General features: G+C 71.9%; 9 protein-coding genes. 3 read left to right on the top strand and 6 right to left on the bottom strand.

The genetic code is table 11. From position 1 onward, the window contains the following. Positions 1 to 29: 29 nt before the first annotated feature. From CEK69_RS18320 to CEK69_RS18330, 3 genes are all read right to left on the bottom strand, one after another. Positions 30 to 410: a VOC family protein gene (locus CEK69_RS18320; protein ID WP_017909307.1), complete on the bottom strand. Its 381-nt coding sequence runs from the start codon at positions 408 to 410 to the stop codon at positions 30 to 32. A 114-nt stretch (positions 411 to 524) separates the two neighbouring features. After that, positions 525 to 935 carry a hypothetical protein gene (locus CEK69_RS18325; RefSeq protein WP_152247206.1) on the bottom strand — a complete coding sequence of 137 codons (411 nt, stop codon included), beginning with the start codon at positions 933 to 935 and terminating at the stop codon, positions 525 to 527. 13 nt (positions 936 to 948) lie between these two features. Beyond that, positions 949 to 3645, bottom strand: coding sequence for a bifunctional acetate--CoA ligase family protein/GNAT family N-acetyltransferase (locus tag CEK69_RS18330; protein ID WP_152247208.1), 2697 nt, complete (start codon positions 3643 to 3645; stop codon positions 949 to 951). Positions 3646 to 4124: 479 nt separating this feature from the next. Between CEK69_RS18330 and CEK69_RS18335 the strand changes: the two genes are divergently transcribed. Next, the gene (locus CEK69_RS18335) at positions 4125 to 5951 is read left to right on the top strand and encodes a monovalent cation:proton antiporter-2 (CPA2) family protein (protein ID WP_152247210.1); all 1827 of its coding nucleotides are present in this window, start codon (positions 4125 to 4127) and stop codon (positions 5949 to 5951) included. 445 nt (positions 5952 to 6396) lie between these two features. On the opposite strand, the gene zwf is transcribed toward CEK69_RS18335, so the two are convergent. Both zwf and CEK69_RS18345 read right to left on the bottom strand, forming a co-directional pair. Next, positions 6397 to 8181 carry a glucose-6-phosphate dehydrogenase gene (zwf, locus tag CEK69_RS18340; protein ID WP_150409031.1) on the bottom strand — a complete coding sequence of 595 codons (1785 nt, stop codon included), beginning with the start codon at positions 8179 to 8181 and terminating at the stop codon, positions 6397 to 6399. After that, positions 8178 to 9968 carry a glycoside hydrolase family 15 protein gene (locus CEK69_RS18345; RefSeq protein ID WP_152247212.1) on the bottom strand — a complete coding sequence of 597 codons (1791 nt, stop codon included), beginning with the start codon at positions 9966 to 9968 and terminating at the stop codon, positions 8178 to 8180. The genes zwf and CEK69_RS18345 overlap by 4 nt, the downstream gene beginning before the upstream one ends. 121 nt (positions 9969 to 10089) lie before the next feature. Here CEK69_RS18345 and CEK69_RS18350 point away from each other — a divergent pair, with 121 nt between their 5' ends. Then, a complete protein-coding gene (locus CEK69_RS18350; RefSeq protein WP_017915915.1) occupies positions 10090 to 10800 on the top strand; it encodes a response regulator transcription factor in 711 nt (236 codons plus the stop codon). Positions 10801 to 10851: 51 nt separating this feature from the next. Here the strand turns inward: CEK69_RS18350 and CEK69_RS18355 are convergent, their stop codons facing one another. Next, positions 10852 to 12210 carry a HAMP domain-containing sensor histidine kinase gene (locus tag CEK69_RS18355; RefSeq protein WP_152239879.1) on the bottom strand — a complete coding sequence of 453 codons (1359 nt, stop codon included), beginning with the start codon at positions 12208 to 12210 and terminating at the stop codon, positions 10852 to 10854. Positions 12211 to 12423: 213 nt separating this feature from the next. Here CEK69_RS18355 and CEK69_RS18360 point away from each other — a divergent pair, with 213 nt between their 5' ends. Then, positions 12424 to 14775 carry a YadA-like family protein gene (locus CEK69_RS18360; protein WP_152247214.1) on the top strand — a complete coding sequence of 784 codons (2352 nt, stop codon included), beginning with the start codon at positions 12424 to 12426 and terminating at the stop codon, positions 14773 to 14775. Positions 14776 to 14801 lie beyond the last annotated feature (26 nt).

A 14801-nucleotide genomic window follows, 5' to 3' on the forward strand; every position in this document is an offset into this window, starting at 1 on the left:
GCGTCAGACGTGCTGCCGCCTGCGCTCGCTCAGCCGATCTGCTGACCGACCCACCAGGTCGTGCCGCCTGGGTCGCGGAAGCCGCCACGCCGGTCCGGATCGTCCTTCTGCACCGGCGCCTGCACCGCCGTGGCACCGGCAGCCAGCGCACGCTGGTAGGTCGCATCCACATCGCGCACGTAGACATGCACATGCGCCGGCACCGCCGGCCAGCCCTCGACCGCATCGCAGAACATCACCACGGTGTCGTCGATGCGCACCTCGCCGTGGGCGAGCAGGCCACCCTCGCCGGGAATCTGCCGCAAGGGTTCGGCGTCGAACACCGCGACCAGGAACGCGATGGTCCGCTGCGCGCCATCGACAATGAGATACGGCGAGACCGAGGTGTAGCGCTCTGGCTTGAACGACATGAAGAACTCCTGAGGTCGAGTGTCGCAGGCGGGTCGACGTGTGCGGTGGTGAAGCGCCTCATGCAACGTGCGGTGATGCCGGGAAGCCAGTGCGCCGCGGGCGTACAGCCGCGCTCACAGCGCGCACGTGCTGAGCCGCGCGGCCAGGGTAAAGGGGACCGTGCCCAGGTCGTCCAGGCCTTCGACATCGAACGCATACACGCCCCTGGCCACGAGCGTCAGTTGCCCGTCGCGCGAAAGATTGAAGGTCAGCGTGTCGACAGCGACCGGGTGGTGCGCGCCGGCCACATACAGCGAGCCGTCGATGTAGCCGTCCTGCGGGTTGCGCGGGAAGTCGAAGCGCTGGCCGGCCAGCTCGCCGAGCCTGAGCGACGGCAGCGCGATGCCGTCCAGGCGGATCGCGGTGTCCACGATCTCGCCGGCGTGCAGGAACGGGCGCAGCAGGATCTCCAGCGAGGCGGCGCCCGGGAGGCCGGACAGGATCGCGTGGCGCGGCTTCAGTGCGCTGGGCGAGAACGTCGACATCGCGGCGCCGTCCTCAGTGCTGCGCCACCGGCAACACCACGTCCATCAGCGTGGCGTCGTCCGGATCCGGCGTGGCCTTGAAACCGAGCTGCCGGCACATCGCCAGCATGGTGCGGTTCTCGCGCAACACCTGGCCTTCGACCACCTTGAGGCCGAGCCAGCCGGCGTACTCGATCATGATCCGCATCAGCTGCCAGCCGATGCCGTGGCCCTTGAGGTCGGAGCGGATCAGGATGCCGTATTCGCCGCGGTCGTAATCGGCGTCGGCATGCAGGCGCACCGCGCCGAGCATGTCGCCGCTGCGCGGCTCGATCGCCACCAGCGCGATCGAGCGCGCGTAGTCGAGCTGGGTCAGGCGCGCGATGAATTCGTGACTGAAATGCTTCACCGCCTGGAAGAAGCGCAGGCGCAGGTCTTCGTCGGTGACGCGGGCGAAGAAGCTGCGGAACAGCGCGTCGTCCTCCGGCCGCACCGGGCGCACGAACGCGGCGCTGCCGTCGTTGAGCACGATGCGCCGTTCCCACTCCTTGGGATACGGGAAGATCGCGAAGCGCGGATGGCCGCGGCCCTTGTGCAGGCGCCGCGACGGCGCCACCGCCACCCGCGCGTCGACCGCGATCACCCCGTCGCGGTCGGCCAGCAGCGGATTGATGTCCAGTTCGCGGATCTCGGGCAGGTCGGCGGCCAGTTGCGCCAGCTTGACCAGCACCATCGCCACCGCACGCTCGTCGGCCGCCGGCACGTCGCGGTAGGCCTTGAGGATGCGACTGACGCGGGTGCGGCCGATCAGTTCGTGGGCCAGGCGCAGGTCCAACGGCGGCAGCGCCAGCGCCTTGTCGTCGATCACCTCCACCGCGGTGCCGCCGCGGCCGAACACGATCACCGGGCCGAAGGTGGGATCGTCGGCGATGCCGGCGATCAGTTCGCGCGCCTTCGGCCGCAGCAGCGAGGGCTGCACCAGCACGCCGTCGATGCGCGCGTCCGGCCGCGCGGCGCGCGCGCGGGCGAGGATGCCCTCGGCCGCATCGCGCACCGCCTCCACGCTGACCAGGTTGAGGCGCACCCCGTCCACGTCGGACTTGTGCGGGATGTCGGCCGAATGGACCTTCACCGCCACCGCCGAGCCCTGCGCCAGCATCGGCGCGGCTACCTGCGCCGCGGCCTCGGCATCGGCGGCGTGCGCCACCGGCGCGGTGGGGATGCCGTAGGCGGCCAGCAGCCGCGTGGTCGCCAGCGGGTCCAGCCAGGTCTGCCCGGCGGCCAGCGCCGCGTCGACGATGCCGCGCGCGGCGGCGGCGTCGAAGGCGAAATCGTCGGGCAGGCTCGGCGGCGTTTCCATCAGTGCCGCCTGCGCTTCGCGGTAGCGCACCAGGTGCATGAAGCCGCGCACCGCGTCCGCCTCGGTGGCGTAGGTGGGGATGCGCGCGGCGTTGAGCGTGGCGGTGGCGCTCTCGTCGTTGCCCAGCCACACCGCGAACACCGGCTTGTCGCGGTGATGGCGCGGGCGCTGGCCGAGGATGCGGGTCAGCGCCTGCGCCGCCTCGGCCGAGGAAGTGAACGCGGTCGGCACGTTGACCACCAGCACCGCGTCGTTCTCCGGATCCTCCAGCAGCGCACCGGCGGCGGCGGCGTAGCGTTCGCCGTCGGCGTCCACCACGATGTCCACCGGATTGCGATGCGACCATTCCTGCGGCAGCGCCGCGTCCAGTTGCTGCTGGGTGGGCGCCGAGAGCGCCGCCAGGGTGCCGCCGAGATCGGCCAGCGTATCCACTGCCAGGCGGCCGACGCCACCGCCGTTGCTGAGGATGGCCAGGCGCCGGCCGGGGAAGGTGCTGAGCCGGCCCAGCGTCTCCGCCGCGGCGAACAGTTCGTCCAGCGCGCGCACCCGCAGCAGGCCGGCGCGGGCGAACGCGGCACCGTACACCGCATCGGAACTGGCCAGCGCCTGCACGTGGGTGTCGGCGTTGGGATCGATGCGCAGTTGCCGGCCCGACTTCACCACCACGACCGGTTTGGCGCGCGCGGCGGCGCGGGCGGCGGACATGAACTTGCGCGCGTCGCGGATGTGCTCGACATAGAGCAGGATCGCGCGGGTGCGGTAGTCGGTGGCGAAGTAGTCGAGCAGGTCGGCGAAGTCCACGTCCAGCGCGTCGCCCAGCGAGACCACCGCCGAGAACCCGACCGCACGCGCCACGCCCCATTCCACCAGCGCCGCGGCGATGGCGCTGGATTCGGAGATCAGCGCCAGGTCGCCCGGCTGCGGGCAGTGCGCGGCGATGCTGGCGTTGAGCCGCGCATGCGGCGCGATCACGCCCAGGCAGTGCGGGCCGAGGATGCGCAGGCCCTTCGCCCGTGCGGCGCTCTCCACCCGCGCCGCGGCCGAGCCCGGCCCGCTGCCGAGCCCGGCGGTGAGGATGATCGCCGCGGCGACGCCGCGCCGCGCGGCGATCGACACGATGCGCGGCACCATCCGCGCCGGCGCGGTGATCACCACCAGGTCCGGCACCCAGGGCAGGTCGGTGAGCCGGCGCACCGTGGGCACGCCGTCGATCTCGCGGTAGCGCGGGCTGACCCAGCCGATCTGCCCGGGAAACCCAGCCGCGCGCAGGCTGCGCACCACCGCCCGCCCGGCCGAGCGCTCGCGCGGGCTGCCGCCGACGATGGCGACCGAGGCGGGACGGAACACGGACTGCAGGTGATAGGTGCTCATGGCGGCGGCAGAGGCGAGCGAATGCGCTAACGGTACACGGCTGGCCGCGGCGCGGGGATGATCCGGGTCGCGCGCTGCGGCGTTGACGGCGATGCCGCGCATCCGGCGACAGCTGCGCTGGCGAGATTCCGGCCTCCGCGTGTCGGGGCTGAAGCCCCTCCAACAGGGAGCTTGGGTCGGCAGCCCGTTACGCACGCACGCGCGCTTGAGCGGAATCCGGAACGACACGGAACATTGCTGGACTTCCCGGTGTGGGAGGGGCTTCAGCCCCGACCCGACCAGGCCACAGAGACCAGGCGGCGGCGCACACCGGGTGCGCAGGGCAGGCGGCGCCGCCATCCCCGCAGAAAGACCGCGCCAGACAGCCGCCCACCGCCGATCCTTCGCGGATCCGCCATGTCCATCGGAGCCCGCAGGCACAGCCCGGGTCAGCACCCGGTCGCATTGGCGGCCGCATAATGCGGCGATGGAGACGACTCGTGGATAGCGGCGGCCTGGAACTGGCGCTGGTGCTGCTGCTGGCTGCGGTGATCGCGGTGCCGGTGTTCAAGCGCCTGGGCCTGGGCGCGGTGCTGGCCTACCTGGCCGCGGGCGTGGTGCTGGGGCCGGACGGGCTGGGCTTCGTGCAGGACACCGAGCGCATCCTCAACGCCGCCGAGATCGGCGTGGTGATGCTGCTGTTCCTGATCGGCCTGGAACTGTCGCCGGCGCGCTTGAAGGTGATGCGGCATGCGGTGTTCGGTGCCGGCAGCGCCCAGGTCGCGCTGACCGCGCTGCCGCTGGGCGCGCTGGCGCTGTGCATGGGCCTGAACTGGAAGAGCGCGCTGGTGATCGGCCTGGCGCTGGCGCTGTCCTCCACCGCGGTGGGCCTGCAGCTGCTGGCCGAGCGCAAGGAGCTCAACAGCGACTACGGCCGGCTCGGCTTCGCCATCCTGCTGTTCCAGGACCTGATCGCAATCCCGCTGCTGGCCGCGGTGCCGCTGCTCGGCGGCGCCAAGAACGACACCCTGACCTGGACGGAAGTGGGCCAGGCGCTGGGCGCGCTGGCCCTGGTGGTGCTGTGCGGGCGCTTCGTGCTGCGCCACCTGTTCCGCACGGTGGCGCGCACGCGCATGCCCGAGGTGTTCACCGCCAGCGCGCTGCTGGTGGTGCTGGGCAACGCCTGGTTCCTGCAGAAGGCCGGGCTCAGCCCCAGCCTGGGAGCGTTCCTGGCCGGCGTGCTGCTGGCCGATTCGGAGTTCCGCCACGAACTGGAGGCGCAGATCGAGCCGTTCCAGAGCCTGCTGCTGGGCGTGTTCTTCATCGCCGTGGGCATGGGCATCGACCTGGACCGCATCGTCGCCGAGCCGTGGCTGATCGCCGGGGCGGTGGCCACGCTTCTGCTGGTCAAGTTCGCGCTGCTGGCCGGCATCGGCCGCGTGCTGCGCCTGCCCTGGCGCAGTGCGCTGCTGCTGGGCAGCCTGCTGTGGCTGGGCGGCGAGTTCGCCTTCGTGGTGTTCACCGAGGCGCAGCGCGTGCGCCTGCTCGACGACGCCACCCACGACCGGCTGGTCGCGGTGGTCGGCGTGTCGATGGCGCTGACGCCGCTGCTGCTGATCGGCATGCAGCGCCTGCTCGGTGCCAGCGAGGCCGGCAAGGGCAAACAGCCACCGCCGGCGGCGCAGTACGACACGGTGGACACGCAGCGCGCGCAGGTGCTGATCGCCGGCATGGGCCGCTTCGGCCAGATCGTGGCGCGCCTGCTGACCGCGCAGCGCATCCCGTTCGTGGCGCTGGAACACAACCCGGACACGGTGGAGGACCTGCGCCGCTTCGGCAACCAGCTCTACTACGGCGACCCCAGCCGCCCGGACCTGCTGCGCGCGGCCGGCAGCGACGGCATTCGCATCTTCGTGGTGGCGATGGACGACCCGGAGACCAACATCAAGACCACGCGGCTGATCCGCCGGCTCTACCCCACCGCCAAGGTGCTGGCGCGCGCGCGCAACCGCCAGCACGCGTGGCGACTGATGGACCTGGGCGCCGAACCGTTCCGCGAGGTGTTCGCCTCCAGCCTGGAGCTGAGCGAGCAGGTGCTGCTCGGCCTGGGCCTGGATGCGGCCACCGCGCGCGACCGCATCGCCCGCTTCCGCGAGCACGACACGCAACTGCTGCGGGCCCAGCACCTGGTCTACGACGACGATGCGGCGGTGGTGCAGACCGCGCGTGCGGCGCGCGCCGACCTGACCAGGCTGTTCGAGGCCGACGTCAACGATCCCACGGCGGGGCCGGCGGAGACGACGGGCGCGGGGCAGCCGCGCGGTTGATGCTGGCGGCGTGCGTGTGGCCGCGGCCGCATGGTCTGCAGTGCTGCTGGCGTGCGATGCGGTGGGCGGTCGCATCGCTGCCGCTCATGGCGGGCACACCACGAAATCGGTGCGCAGCCTGGCGGTCGGTCAATGCGACATGAAGCGGATGTCATCCGGCATGGTCGCGTCGGGGCTGAAGCCCCTCCCACACTGGAAGCATTGGCGGTGTCCAGACATAGCGCGCTTGCCGCGCATTGGCGTTGTCGAACCGCATGTCACGCTTGGCCCCGTCGTCCTTGTTGCCGCCAGCAAAGGCCTCGCCGTCGCGGACGCATTGGACCGTCATTGTGGGAGGGGCCTCAGCCCCGACTGCAGGATCCAGCCGCCGTGGCGGTGCCGCTCCTGCTGGCATGGAGGCATCTCCCCGAGCACCGGCGCTCACGCCAGCGCCCGGGGCATCGCTTCAGCCCTTGCGTGACGAACGCTTCGCTGCGGTGCCGCTGGCCGCGCGCTTGACGGTTTTCTTCGCGGCTTTCTTCGCGGCCTTCTTGGCCGCCGGCGTCTTCACCGGCGCCGGGGCAGGCTTGCGCTTGGTCGACTTGCCTGGCTTCGCCGAAGCCGAGGCATCGCCCGCCTTGGCCCCGCCACGCTTCGGTGCAGGCGTCACCGGCCGGGTCTCGGTGGTGGCGGTGGCTTCGGGCGCGCGCCGCGGCGGCGGGCGGCGCCCGGCGGTGAGGGTGCGCCAGGTGTGACCGCCGTTGAGCGCCAGCAGCGCATCGGCCGCGGCCGGGCCGGCACTGCCGGCCGGGTACTGCGGGGTCTCGTCGGCCGAGGTCTGCCAGGCGTCGAGGATCGGCTGCACGATGGTCCAGGCCGCCTCGACCATGGTCGCGTCCTGGAACAGGCCGGCCTCGCCGTGCATGCAGTCCTGCAGCAGGCGTTCGTAGCCCACCGTGTATTCCTTGGGGAACCAGTCGCGGTAGCGGAAGTCCATGCGCACCGGCGCCAGGCTGACCCGCGCGCCTGGGCGCTTGACGTCGAACTGCAGCGAGATGCCTTCGTCGGGCTGGATGTGCAGCACCAGCCAGTCCGGGCCGTAGCCGCCGATCTCGGCGCTGCGCAACGGCGCCAGCGGCGCCGGCTTGAAGCGGATCGCGATCTCGGTGGTGCGCTCGCGCAGGCGCTTGCCGGTGCGCAGGTAGAACGGCACGCCGGCCCAGCGCCAGGTGTCCACCTGCAACTTCATCGCCACGTAGGTTTCGGTGTTGGAGTCCGGCGGCACCGTGTCTTCCTCGCGGTAGCCCGGCACGGCGTTGCGGCCGATCGCGCCGGCCGCGTACTGCCCGCGCACCACGTCGGCCGGACTCAGCGGCCGCACCGCCTCGATCACCTCGGCACGCCGGCGCAGCATCGCCGCCGGGGTGAAGGCCGCCGGCGGTTCCATCGCGATCATCGCCAGCAACTGGAACAGGTGGTTGGGCACCATGTCGCGCAGGCAGCCGGTGGGGTCGTAGAAGCCGCCGCGGCCCTCCACGCCGATGGTCTCGGCCGCGGTGATCTGCACGTGGTCGATGCGGTCGCGGTTCCACACCGGTTCGAACAGGCCGTTGGCGAAGCGGAAGGCGAGGATGTTCTGCACCGTTTCCTTGCCGAGGAAATGGTCGATGCGGAACACCTGGTCCTCGTCCAGCACGCGGCCGACGATGGCGTTGAGCTCGCGCGCGCTCTGCAGGTCGTGGCCGAACGGCTTTTCCACGATCACCCGGCGCCAGCCGCTGCTGGCGCTCTGCTTGACCAGCCCGGCCGACCCCAGCTGTTCGATCACCGGGGCGAAGAAGCGTGCCGCGGTGGCCAGGTAGAACAGCACGTTGCCGCCGGTGCGGTACTGCGCGCCGATCTTCTCCAGCAGCGCGCCCAGGCTGCGATAGGTGCCGGCATCGTTGAAGTCGCCGCGCAGGTAGTGCAGGCGCGAACGCAGCCAGCCCCACACCTCCTCGTCCAGGCCATCGGCCTTGAACTCCGCGTCGCGGTCGGCCATCAGCCCGCGCATCGCATCGCCGAGCATGCGCCGCCACGCCACTTCGCTCACCGCGCCGTGGTCCACGCCGATCACCGCGAATTCCTCGGGCAGCGCACCGCTGTGGCGCAGGTTGTACAGCGCCGGCAACACCAGGCGCCGGGTCAGGTCGCCGCGGGCGCCGAACACCACGATCAGGCAGGGAGGAGTGGTCTGGGAGGCATCGCTCATGGATGGGTGTCCTGTTCGCCGATCAAGCCATGCAGGCGCAGCGCCGCGTGGATCAGCGCCACGTGCGAATAGCCCTGCGGGAAATTGCCGAGCATGCGGCCGCTGCGCGGGTCGTACTCCTCGGCCAGCAGGCCGACGTCGTTGCACAGCGCGAGCAGGCGCTCGAACAGCGCGCGCGCCTGCTCGCCGCGGCCGAGCAGCGTGTAGTTCTCCACCAGCCAGAAACTGCAGGCGATGAAGGTGCCCTCGCCGGCCGGCAGGCCGTCGCCGCTGGCGTCGTCGGCGCGGTAGCGCTCGACCAGGCCGTCGATGCTCAGGTGTTCGGCGATGGCGTCGGCGGTCGCGGCCACGCGCGGATCGTCCGGCGGCAGGAAGCCGACCAGCGGGATCAGCAGGGTCGCCGCGTCCAGCCGTTCGCTGCCGTAGCTCTGCACGAAGTAGCCATCGCGGTGCACGCCCTGCGCCAGCACCTGCGCATGGATCTCGTCGGCCAGCGCGCGCCAGTGCGCGCGTTGCGCCGCGTCGGCATCGGTGACGCCGTCGCGCGCACCGCAGTCGAACGCCAGCCACGCCATCACCTTGGAATGCACGAAGTGCTGGCGCTTGTCGCGGATCTCCCAGATGCCCTCGTCCGGCTCGCGCCAGCGCTGCTCCAGCACCTCCAGCAACTGCCGCGCCAGCGAGCGGCCATGCACCGCCGAGGCCATGCCCTCGTGGTGGCCGCGGTGGAACGCGGCGATCACCTCGCCATAGACGTCGAGCTGGAACTGGCCGACCGCGGCATTGCCCACGCGCACCGGCGAGGCGCCTTCGTAGCCGGGCAGCCAGTCCACTTGCCATTCGGACATGCGCCGCTCGCCGCCGATGCCGTACAGCGCCTGCAACTGGTCGGGCGAGCCGGCCACGGTGCGCTGCAGCCAGCCATGGAACGCGGCAGCCTCGTCGAAATAGCCGGCCGCGCGCAATGCGGTCAGGGTGAACACCGCATCGCGCAGCCAGCAGAAGCGGTAGTCCCAGTTGCGCTCGCCGCCCAGACGTTCGGGCAGCGAGGTGGTCGGTGCGGCGACGATGGCGCCGGTGGGCAGGTAACTCAGGCCCTTCAGCACCACCAGCGAGCGCCGCACCGCCTCGGTCCACGGGCCGGCATGCAGGCAGCGGTGCGACCAGCCGTGCCAGAACGCCTCGGTCTGCGCCAGCGCCTGCTCCGGCGCCAGCAACGGCGGCAGCTCCAACTGCGAGGCGCCGTGGCTGAGCACGAACCAGGTGCTCTCGCCGGCCTCCAGCACGAACTCGGCTTCGGTGGCGAAGCCGTGGCCGTGCATGGCCTGCGGGCTGCGCAGCGCGATCTGGTCCGGCCCGGCCACCGCCTGCAGGCCGCCCTCGATCTGCGACACCCAGGGAATGGTGCGGCCGTAGTTGAAGCGCAGCTGCAGCTGCATGCGCAGCGGCACCCGGCCGTGCAGTCCGCGCACGATCCGCACCACGTGGTTGTGCATCACCTCGTCGTGGCTGGCGACCATGAAGTCGAGCAGCGCCACCGCGCCGGTGTCGGTCTCGAACCGCGTCTCCAGCACCAGACTGCCGTCGCGGTAGGCACGGGTGCTGGTGAAGTCGCCCTGCGGCGCGATCGCCCAGCGGCCGTGGTCGGGTTCGCCGAGCAGGGCGGCGAACAAGGCATCGGAATCGAAGCGCGGCAGACACAGCCAGTCGATCGAGCCGCGACGGTCCACCAGAGCCGCGCTGCGGCAGTTGCCGAGCATGGCGTAGTCTTCGATTCGCGAGGCCATCGTGGGCGCCGGTGCGGAGGAGCGGCGAGTCTGCCAGCGCCGGTGTTTGCGTCGCGTAATCGCCGCGCGGCGCCGTTCAGGCGCGCGCAAGCGGCCGGCTGCGGCTACACTGCGGCTGCGCATGACTTCCGATCCCGCTGCCGCCGCCCTGCGCACTCTGGTCCTGGAGGACGATCCGATACTGCGCGATCGCATCCTGGTGCCGGGCCTGCGCCGTTTCGGCTTCGCCGCCGACGGCTGCGGCACCGGCGCGGAACTGCAGCAGCGGGTGCAGCGCGAGGGCGCCGAGATCGTGGTGCTGGATGTCGGCCTGCCCGACACCGACGGCTTCACCCTGGCCGGCGCGCTGCGCCTGCAATACCCGGACCTGGGCATCGTCATGCTGACCAGTCTGGGCCAGACCGAGGACCGCATCCGCGGCCTGACCGGCGGCGCCGACGCCTATCTGTCCAAGCCGGTGGAAATCGACCTGCTGGCCGCGACCCTGCACAGCCTGGCGCGGCGCGTGAGCGGGCGCCCGCCTGCGGCGCCGGCGCGCGGGCGCTGGCAGGTGAGCGAGGACGGCTGGTGCCTGCTGTCGCCGACCGGCGCCGCCGCCGCGCTGACCGGCAGCGAACGCCGGCTGTGCCTGCGCCTGCTCGAGCAACCGGGCCTGCTGGTGGCGCGCGAAGCCTTGATCGCCGCGCTCACCGACCGCGTGTACGACTTCGACGCGCACCGCCTGGATTCGATGGTGCACCGCCTGCGCAGCAAGGTGCAGCGCCGCTGCGGCGAGCCGCTGCCGCTGGCCGCGGTGCACGGCAAGGGCTACATCTTCGATCCCGCCGGCTGACGCGCACCGCGCACGCGCGGCGCCGCGGCGCACAGACCTTCCGGGCAGGCGCTACATCGCCACCGCATCGGCGTGCGGCAGCACGATGCGGAAGCGCGTGCCCACGCCCACCGTGCTGTGCACCTGGATCCGGCCGCCGGCGCGTACCACCAGGTCGCGCACCACCGCCAGGCCCAGGCCGGTGCCGCTGTCGGCGGGCTTGGTGCTGTAGAACGGCTCGAACACCTGCGCGGCCACCTCCGCCGGCATGCCGTGGCCGTCGTCGGCGACCTCGATGACGGTGCCCTCGTCCTCGCTGGACACGGCGATGTCGAAATGGCCGCGGTCGGCGATCGCATCGCGGCTGTTGGAGGCCAGGTTCAGCAGCATCAGGTCGAACTGGCTGCGCTCGAAACGGATCGGCGCCGGCGCCGCCGGCAGCGCGCAGCGCAGCACGATCCGCGCTTCCAGCAACTGCCGCAGCATCGGCTGCAAGGCCTCCACCGCGGCCGCGGCGTCGAAGCATTCGACATGCTCGGCGTCGCGGCGGCTGAAGCGCAGCAGCCGGCGCACGATGGTCATGCCGCGCTCGGCCGATGCCTCCACCGCCGCCAGGCTGTCCTCCAGCTGCGCGATGCGCTGCGCGTCGCTGGTCAGGTCGTCGTCGTGGCGCGCGGCGGCGAAGCCGGACATCACCGCCAGGATGTTGTTGAAGTCGTGGGCCAGGCCGCTGGCCATGCGCTCGGTGATCTCGCGTTTCTGCGCGTGGATCAGCTGGGTCTGTGCGCGTTCGCGTTCCTGCATCTCCTGCTGCAGGCGCTGGCCGCGCGCATTGGATTCGCGCAGGCTCTCGCGCAGCGCCTCGGTGGTGCGGTCCAGCAGCAGCGCCACCAGCAGGTAACTGAACAGCACCGGCAGCACGTTGAACAGCGCCTGCGCCGGCGCGCCGGCCAGTTCGGCCAGCGCATCGCGGCCCACGCCGACGCCGAGCATCAGCAGCAAGGCGACGAAGGTGACCCACAGCGCGCGGCGCCCCAGCACCAGGCCGGCCAGGATCAGCACCAGCATCTGCGCCAGTTGATCCGGCAACTGCCGCTGGAAGCCGTGGATGGCGGCGTTGACCAGCAACGAGCCGAGCATCGCCCCGAGCAGCAGCCGCACGCCGCCGCGCAGGGCGCCATGGCGCACGCGCACGAAGCCGATCGCCGCGCACACCCCGATCAGCAGACTCATGGTCAACGAAATCAGCATGCCCGGCGGCAGCGGCTGCCCGCGCAGCTCCGGCCAGGCCAGCACCACCGCCACCACGATCGTGGCGGGAATGGTCACCGCCAGGAACAGCAGCAGCAACTGGATCACCCGCGCATTGCGCCGATCCACCTCGTCCACCAGCGGCGCGCGGCCCAGCCAGTTCCAGAACGCCTTCGCCATGCCGCCGTGCTCCATTCCCGTTCAGTGAGAATCCGATGATGATCATGCGAGAACTTGCAGGTGACAAGCCGGTGACGGCGGGCCTAAGTTCGCATGACGGAACACGCCCGGGGACGACGGCGCTGCTTCCAGACCACTCCAGACCGATGCGGAGGCGCACACGCGCCGCCGACGTCACCTTCTGCCCTGCCGTTTTTTCAGCCCGAGATCGCCATGAACGCATGCTCTTCCCTGCGCGGCACCGCCGCCCGTCATCCGATTCCCCGCGCGTACAGCACCCTGGCCCTGGCCTGCGCGCTGTGCCTGTCGTCGACGGCGATGGCGCAGACGCCCACCCCCAGCACCGCGACGACCGCCAGCACCCAACCCGCCACCGGCACCGGCACCGACGCCACGGCCAGCGACGCCAGCGCCACGCCGGCCGCGACCACCTACGACCCCAGCGTCTACTTCAAGGCCACCGGCAGCGCCGACAGCAACGCCGGCGCCGACGCCGACGGCGACGAAGCGCTGGCCGCCGGCGAGGCCGCCTCGGCGGTCGGCACCGGCACCATCGCGCTCGGCGGCGGTGCGGTCGGCTACGCCAACCACGCGGTGGCGGTGGGCCACAACAGCCTGGCCACCGAGGTCTCCACCACCGCCGTCGGCGGCATGCTCGACCTGGATTTCTCCTACCAGCCCAACGGCGTGGTGATCCTGCAGCAGACTTCGGCCACCGGCGTGGCCGCCACCGCGCTGGGCGCCGGCGCCCAGGCCAGCGGCAAGTACAACGTGGCGGCCGGCGCCGGCGCGATCGCCAGCGACCGCTCCAGCGTCGCCGTCGGCGGCATCGTCGACGTGGGCGAGGAGATGAGTCCGGGCTTCGGCGCCGAAGGCACCCAAATGCAGGCCACGCAGGCCACCGGCCCGCTGTCCACCGCGCTGGGCGGCGGCGCGCTGGCCACGGCCTACAGTTCCACCGCGGTCGGCGCCCTGGCCGAAGCCAGCGCCAACCGCACCGTCGCCGTCGGCACCACCGCGGTGGCCAACCAGTACGCCGCCGTGGCGGTGGGCGCGCAGAGCCAGGCCACCGCCGAGTGGGCCACCGCCTTCGGCAACGGCGCACGCGCCTGGGGCACCCACAGCGTGGCCATGGGCCCCAGCGCGTTCGCCCAGAACGACGACGCCACCGCGGTCGGCCCGGCCGCGTTCGCCGGCGGCGTCGGCTCCACCGCGCTCGGCAACCGCTCCTGGGCCGGCGGCACCCGCAGCCTGGCTCTGGGCGGGGGCACGGTGTGGAACGGCAACTTCTTCCTCGATACGCCGGTGCTGTTCTACGACAGCATCGCCATCGGCACCAAGTCCGATGTGTTCGGCGACCAGTCGATCGCGATCGGCCCCGGCGCGCGGGTCGGCAACTCGCAGTTCGTCAACGACAAGCAGACCATCACCAACAACAGCGTGGCGCTGGGCGCCGGTTCGGTCGCCGAACGCGACAACACCGTGTCCATCGGCGCAGCGGGCGCCGAGCGCCAGCTCACCAACCTGGCCGCCGGCACCATGGATACCGACGCGGTCAACCTGGCGCAGCTGCGCAACGTCGCCGCCGCGTTCGGCGCCGGCAGCGTGGTCGACGCCAACGGCAACCTGATCGGCGGCAATTACCTGGTGCAGGGCACGCACTACACCGACCTGGGCTCGGCGATGGGCGCGCTCGACACCGCCCTCACCGGCTTCGGCAACCGCCTGAACACGATCGGCGGTTCCGGCGGCATCAGCGTCGGCGGCGGCGACGGTGCGGCGAGCGCGCCGAGCACCGGCGCCGGCACCAATGCCGTGGCCGTGGGTTCCGGGGCCACCGCCAACGGCAACAACGGCCTGGCGATGGGCGCGCAGGCGCTGGCCTATGGCCCCAACGACACCGCCATCGGCGGCAACGCCACGGTCAATGCCGACGGCAGCACCGCGGTCGGCGCCAACGCCCGCGTCGCCGCGGTGGCGACCAACGCGGTCGCGCTCGGCGAGAGCGCCAATGCCTCGGCCGCCTCGGCCACCGCGCTCGGCCAGGGCGCCTCGGCCAGCGCCGCCAATTCGGTGGCGCTGGGCCAGGGCTCGGTCGCCAACCGCGCCAACACGGTCTCGGTGGGCAGCGCCGGCAACGAACGCCAGGTCGCCAACGTCGCCGCCGGCAGCGCCGACACCGACGCGGTCAATGTGGCGCAGATGCGCGCCGGCAACAGCGCCACCCTGAGCAGCGCCAACGCCTACACCAACACCCGCATCACCGCGCTGGACGACAGCTTCAACCAGTTGCGCACCGACACCGAGCATCGCCTCGACGGCATGGACCGGCGCATGGACCGGCTCGGCGCGATGAGCGCGGCGATGCTCAACATGGCGGTCAACGCCGCCGGCACGCAGAGCCCGCGCGGGCGCGTGTCGGTCGGCGCCGGCTTCCAGGGCGGGCAGCAGGCGCTGTCGGTCGGCTATGCCCGCAAGATCGGCGCGCGCGCCTCGTTCAGCCTGGGCGGCGCGTTCAGCAGCGGCGAGTCCTCGGCAGGCATCGGCGTGGGCATCGATCTGTGACGTCACGCGGCGCCGCGCGCGCCGCC

The sequence above is a fragment of the Xanthomonas sp. LMG 12462 genome (assembly GCF_009192885.1).
In the GTDB taxonomy this organism is placed as follows: Bacteria; Pseudomonadota; Gammaproteobacteria; order Xanthomonadales; family Xanthomonadaceae; genus Xanthomonas_A; species Xanthomonas_A sontii.

What these genes read in the sequence shown, in the direction of transcription:
- CEK69_RS18350 (WP_017915915.1), top strand. Translation starts at nt 10,090, where the DNA reads ATGACTTCCGATCCCGCTGCCGCCGCCCTGCGCACTCTGGTCCTGGAG.
- zwf (WP_150409031.1), bottom strand. Translation starts at nt 8,181, where the DNA reads ATGAGCGATGCCTCCCAGACCACTCCTCCCTGCCTGATCGTGGTGTTC.
- CEK69_RS18330 (WP_152247208.1), bottom strand. Translation starts at nt 3,645, where the DNA reads ATGAGCACCTATCACCTGCAGTCCGTGTTCCGTCCCGCCTCGGTCGCC.
- CEK69_RS18355 (WP_152239879.1), bottom strand. Translation starts at nt 12,210, where the DNA reads ATGGCGAAGGCGTTCTGGAACTGGCTGGGCCGCGCGCCGCTGGTGGAC.
- CEK69_RS18325 (WP_152247206.1), bottom strand. Translation starts at nt 935, where the DNA reads ATGTCGACGTTCTCGCCCAGCGCACTGAAGCCGCGCCACGCGATCCTG.
- CEK69_RS18360 (WP_152247214.1), top strand. Translation starts at nt 12,424, where the DNA reads ATGAACGCATGCTCTTCCCTGCGCGGCACCGCCGCCCGTCATCCGATT.
- CEK69_RS18320 (WP_017909307.1), bottom strand. Translation starts at nt 410, where the DNA reads ATGTCGTTCAAGCCAGAGCGCTACACCTCGGTCTCGCCGTATCTCATT.
- CEK69_RS18345 (WP_152247212.1), bottom strand. Translation starts at nt 9,968, where the DNA reads ATGGCCTCGCGAATCGAAGACTACGCCATGCTCGGCAACTGCCGCAGC.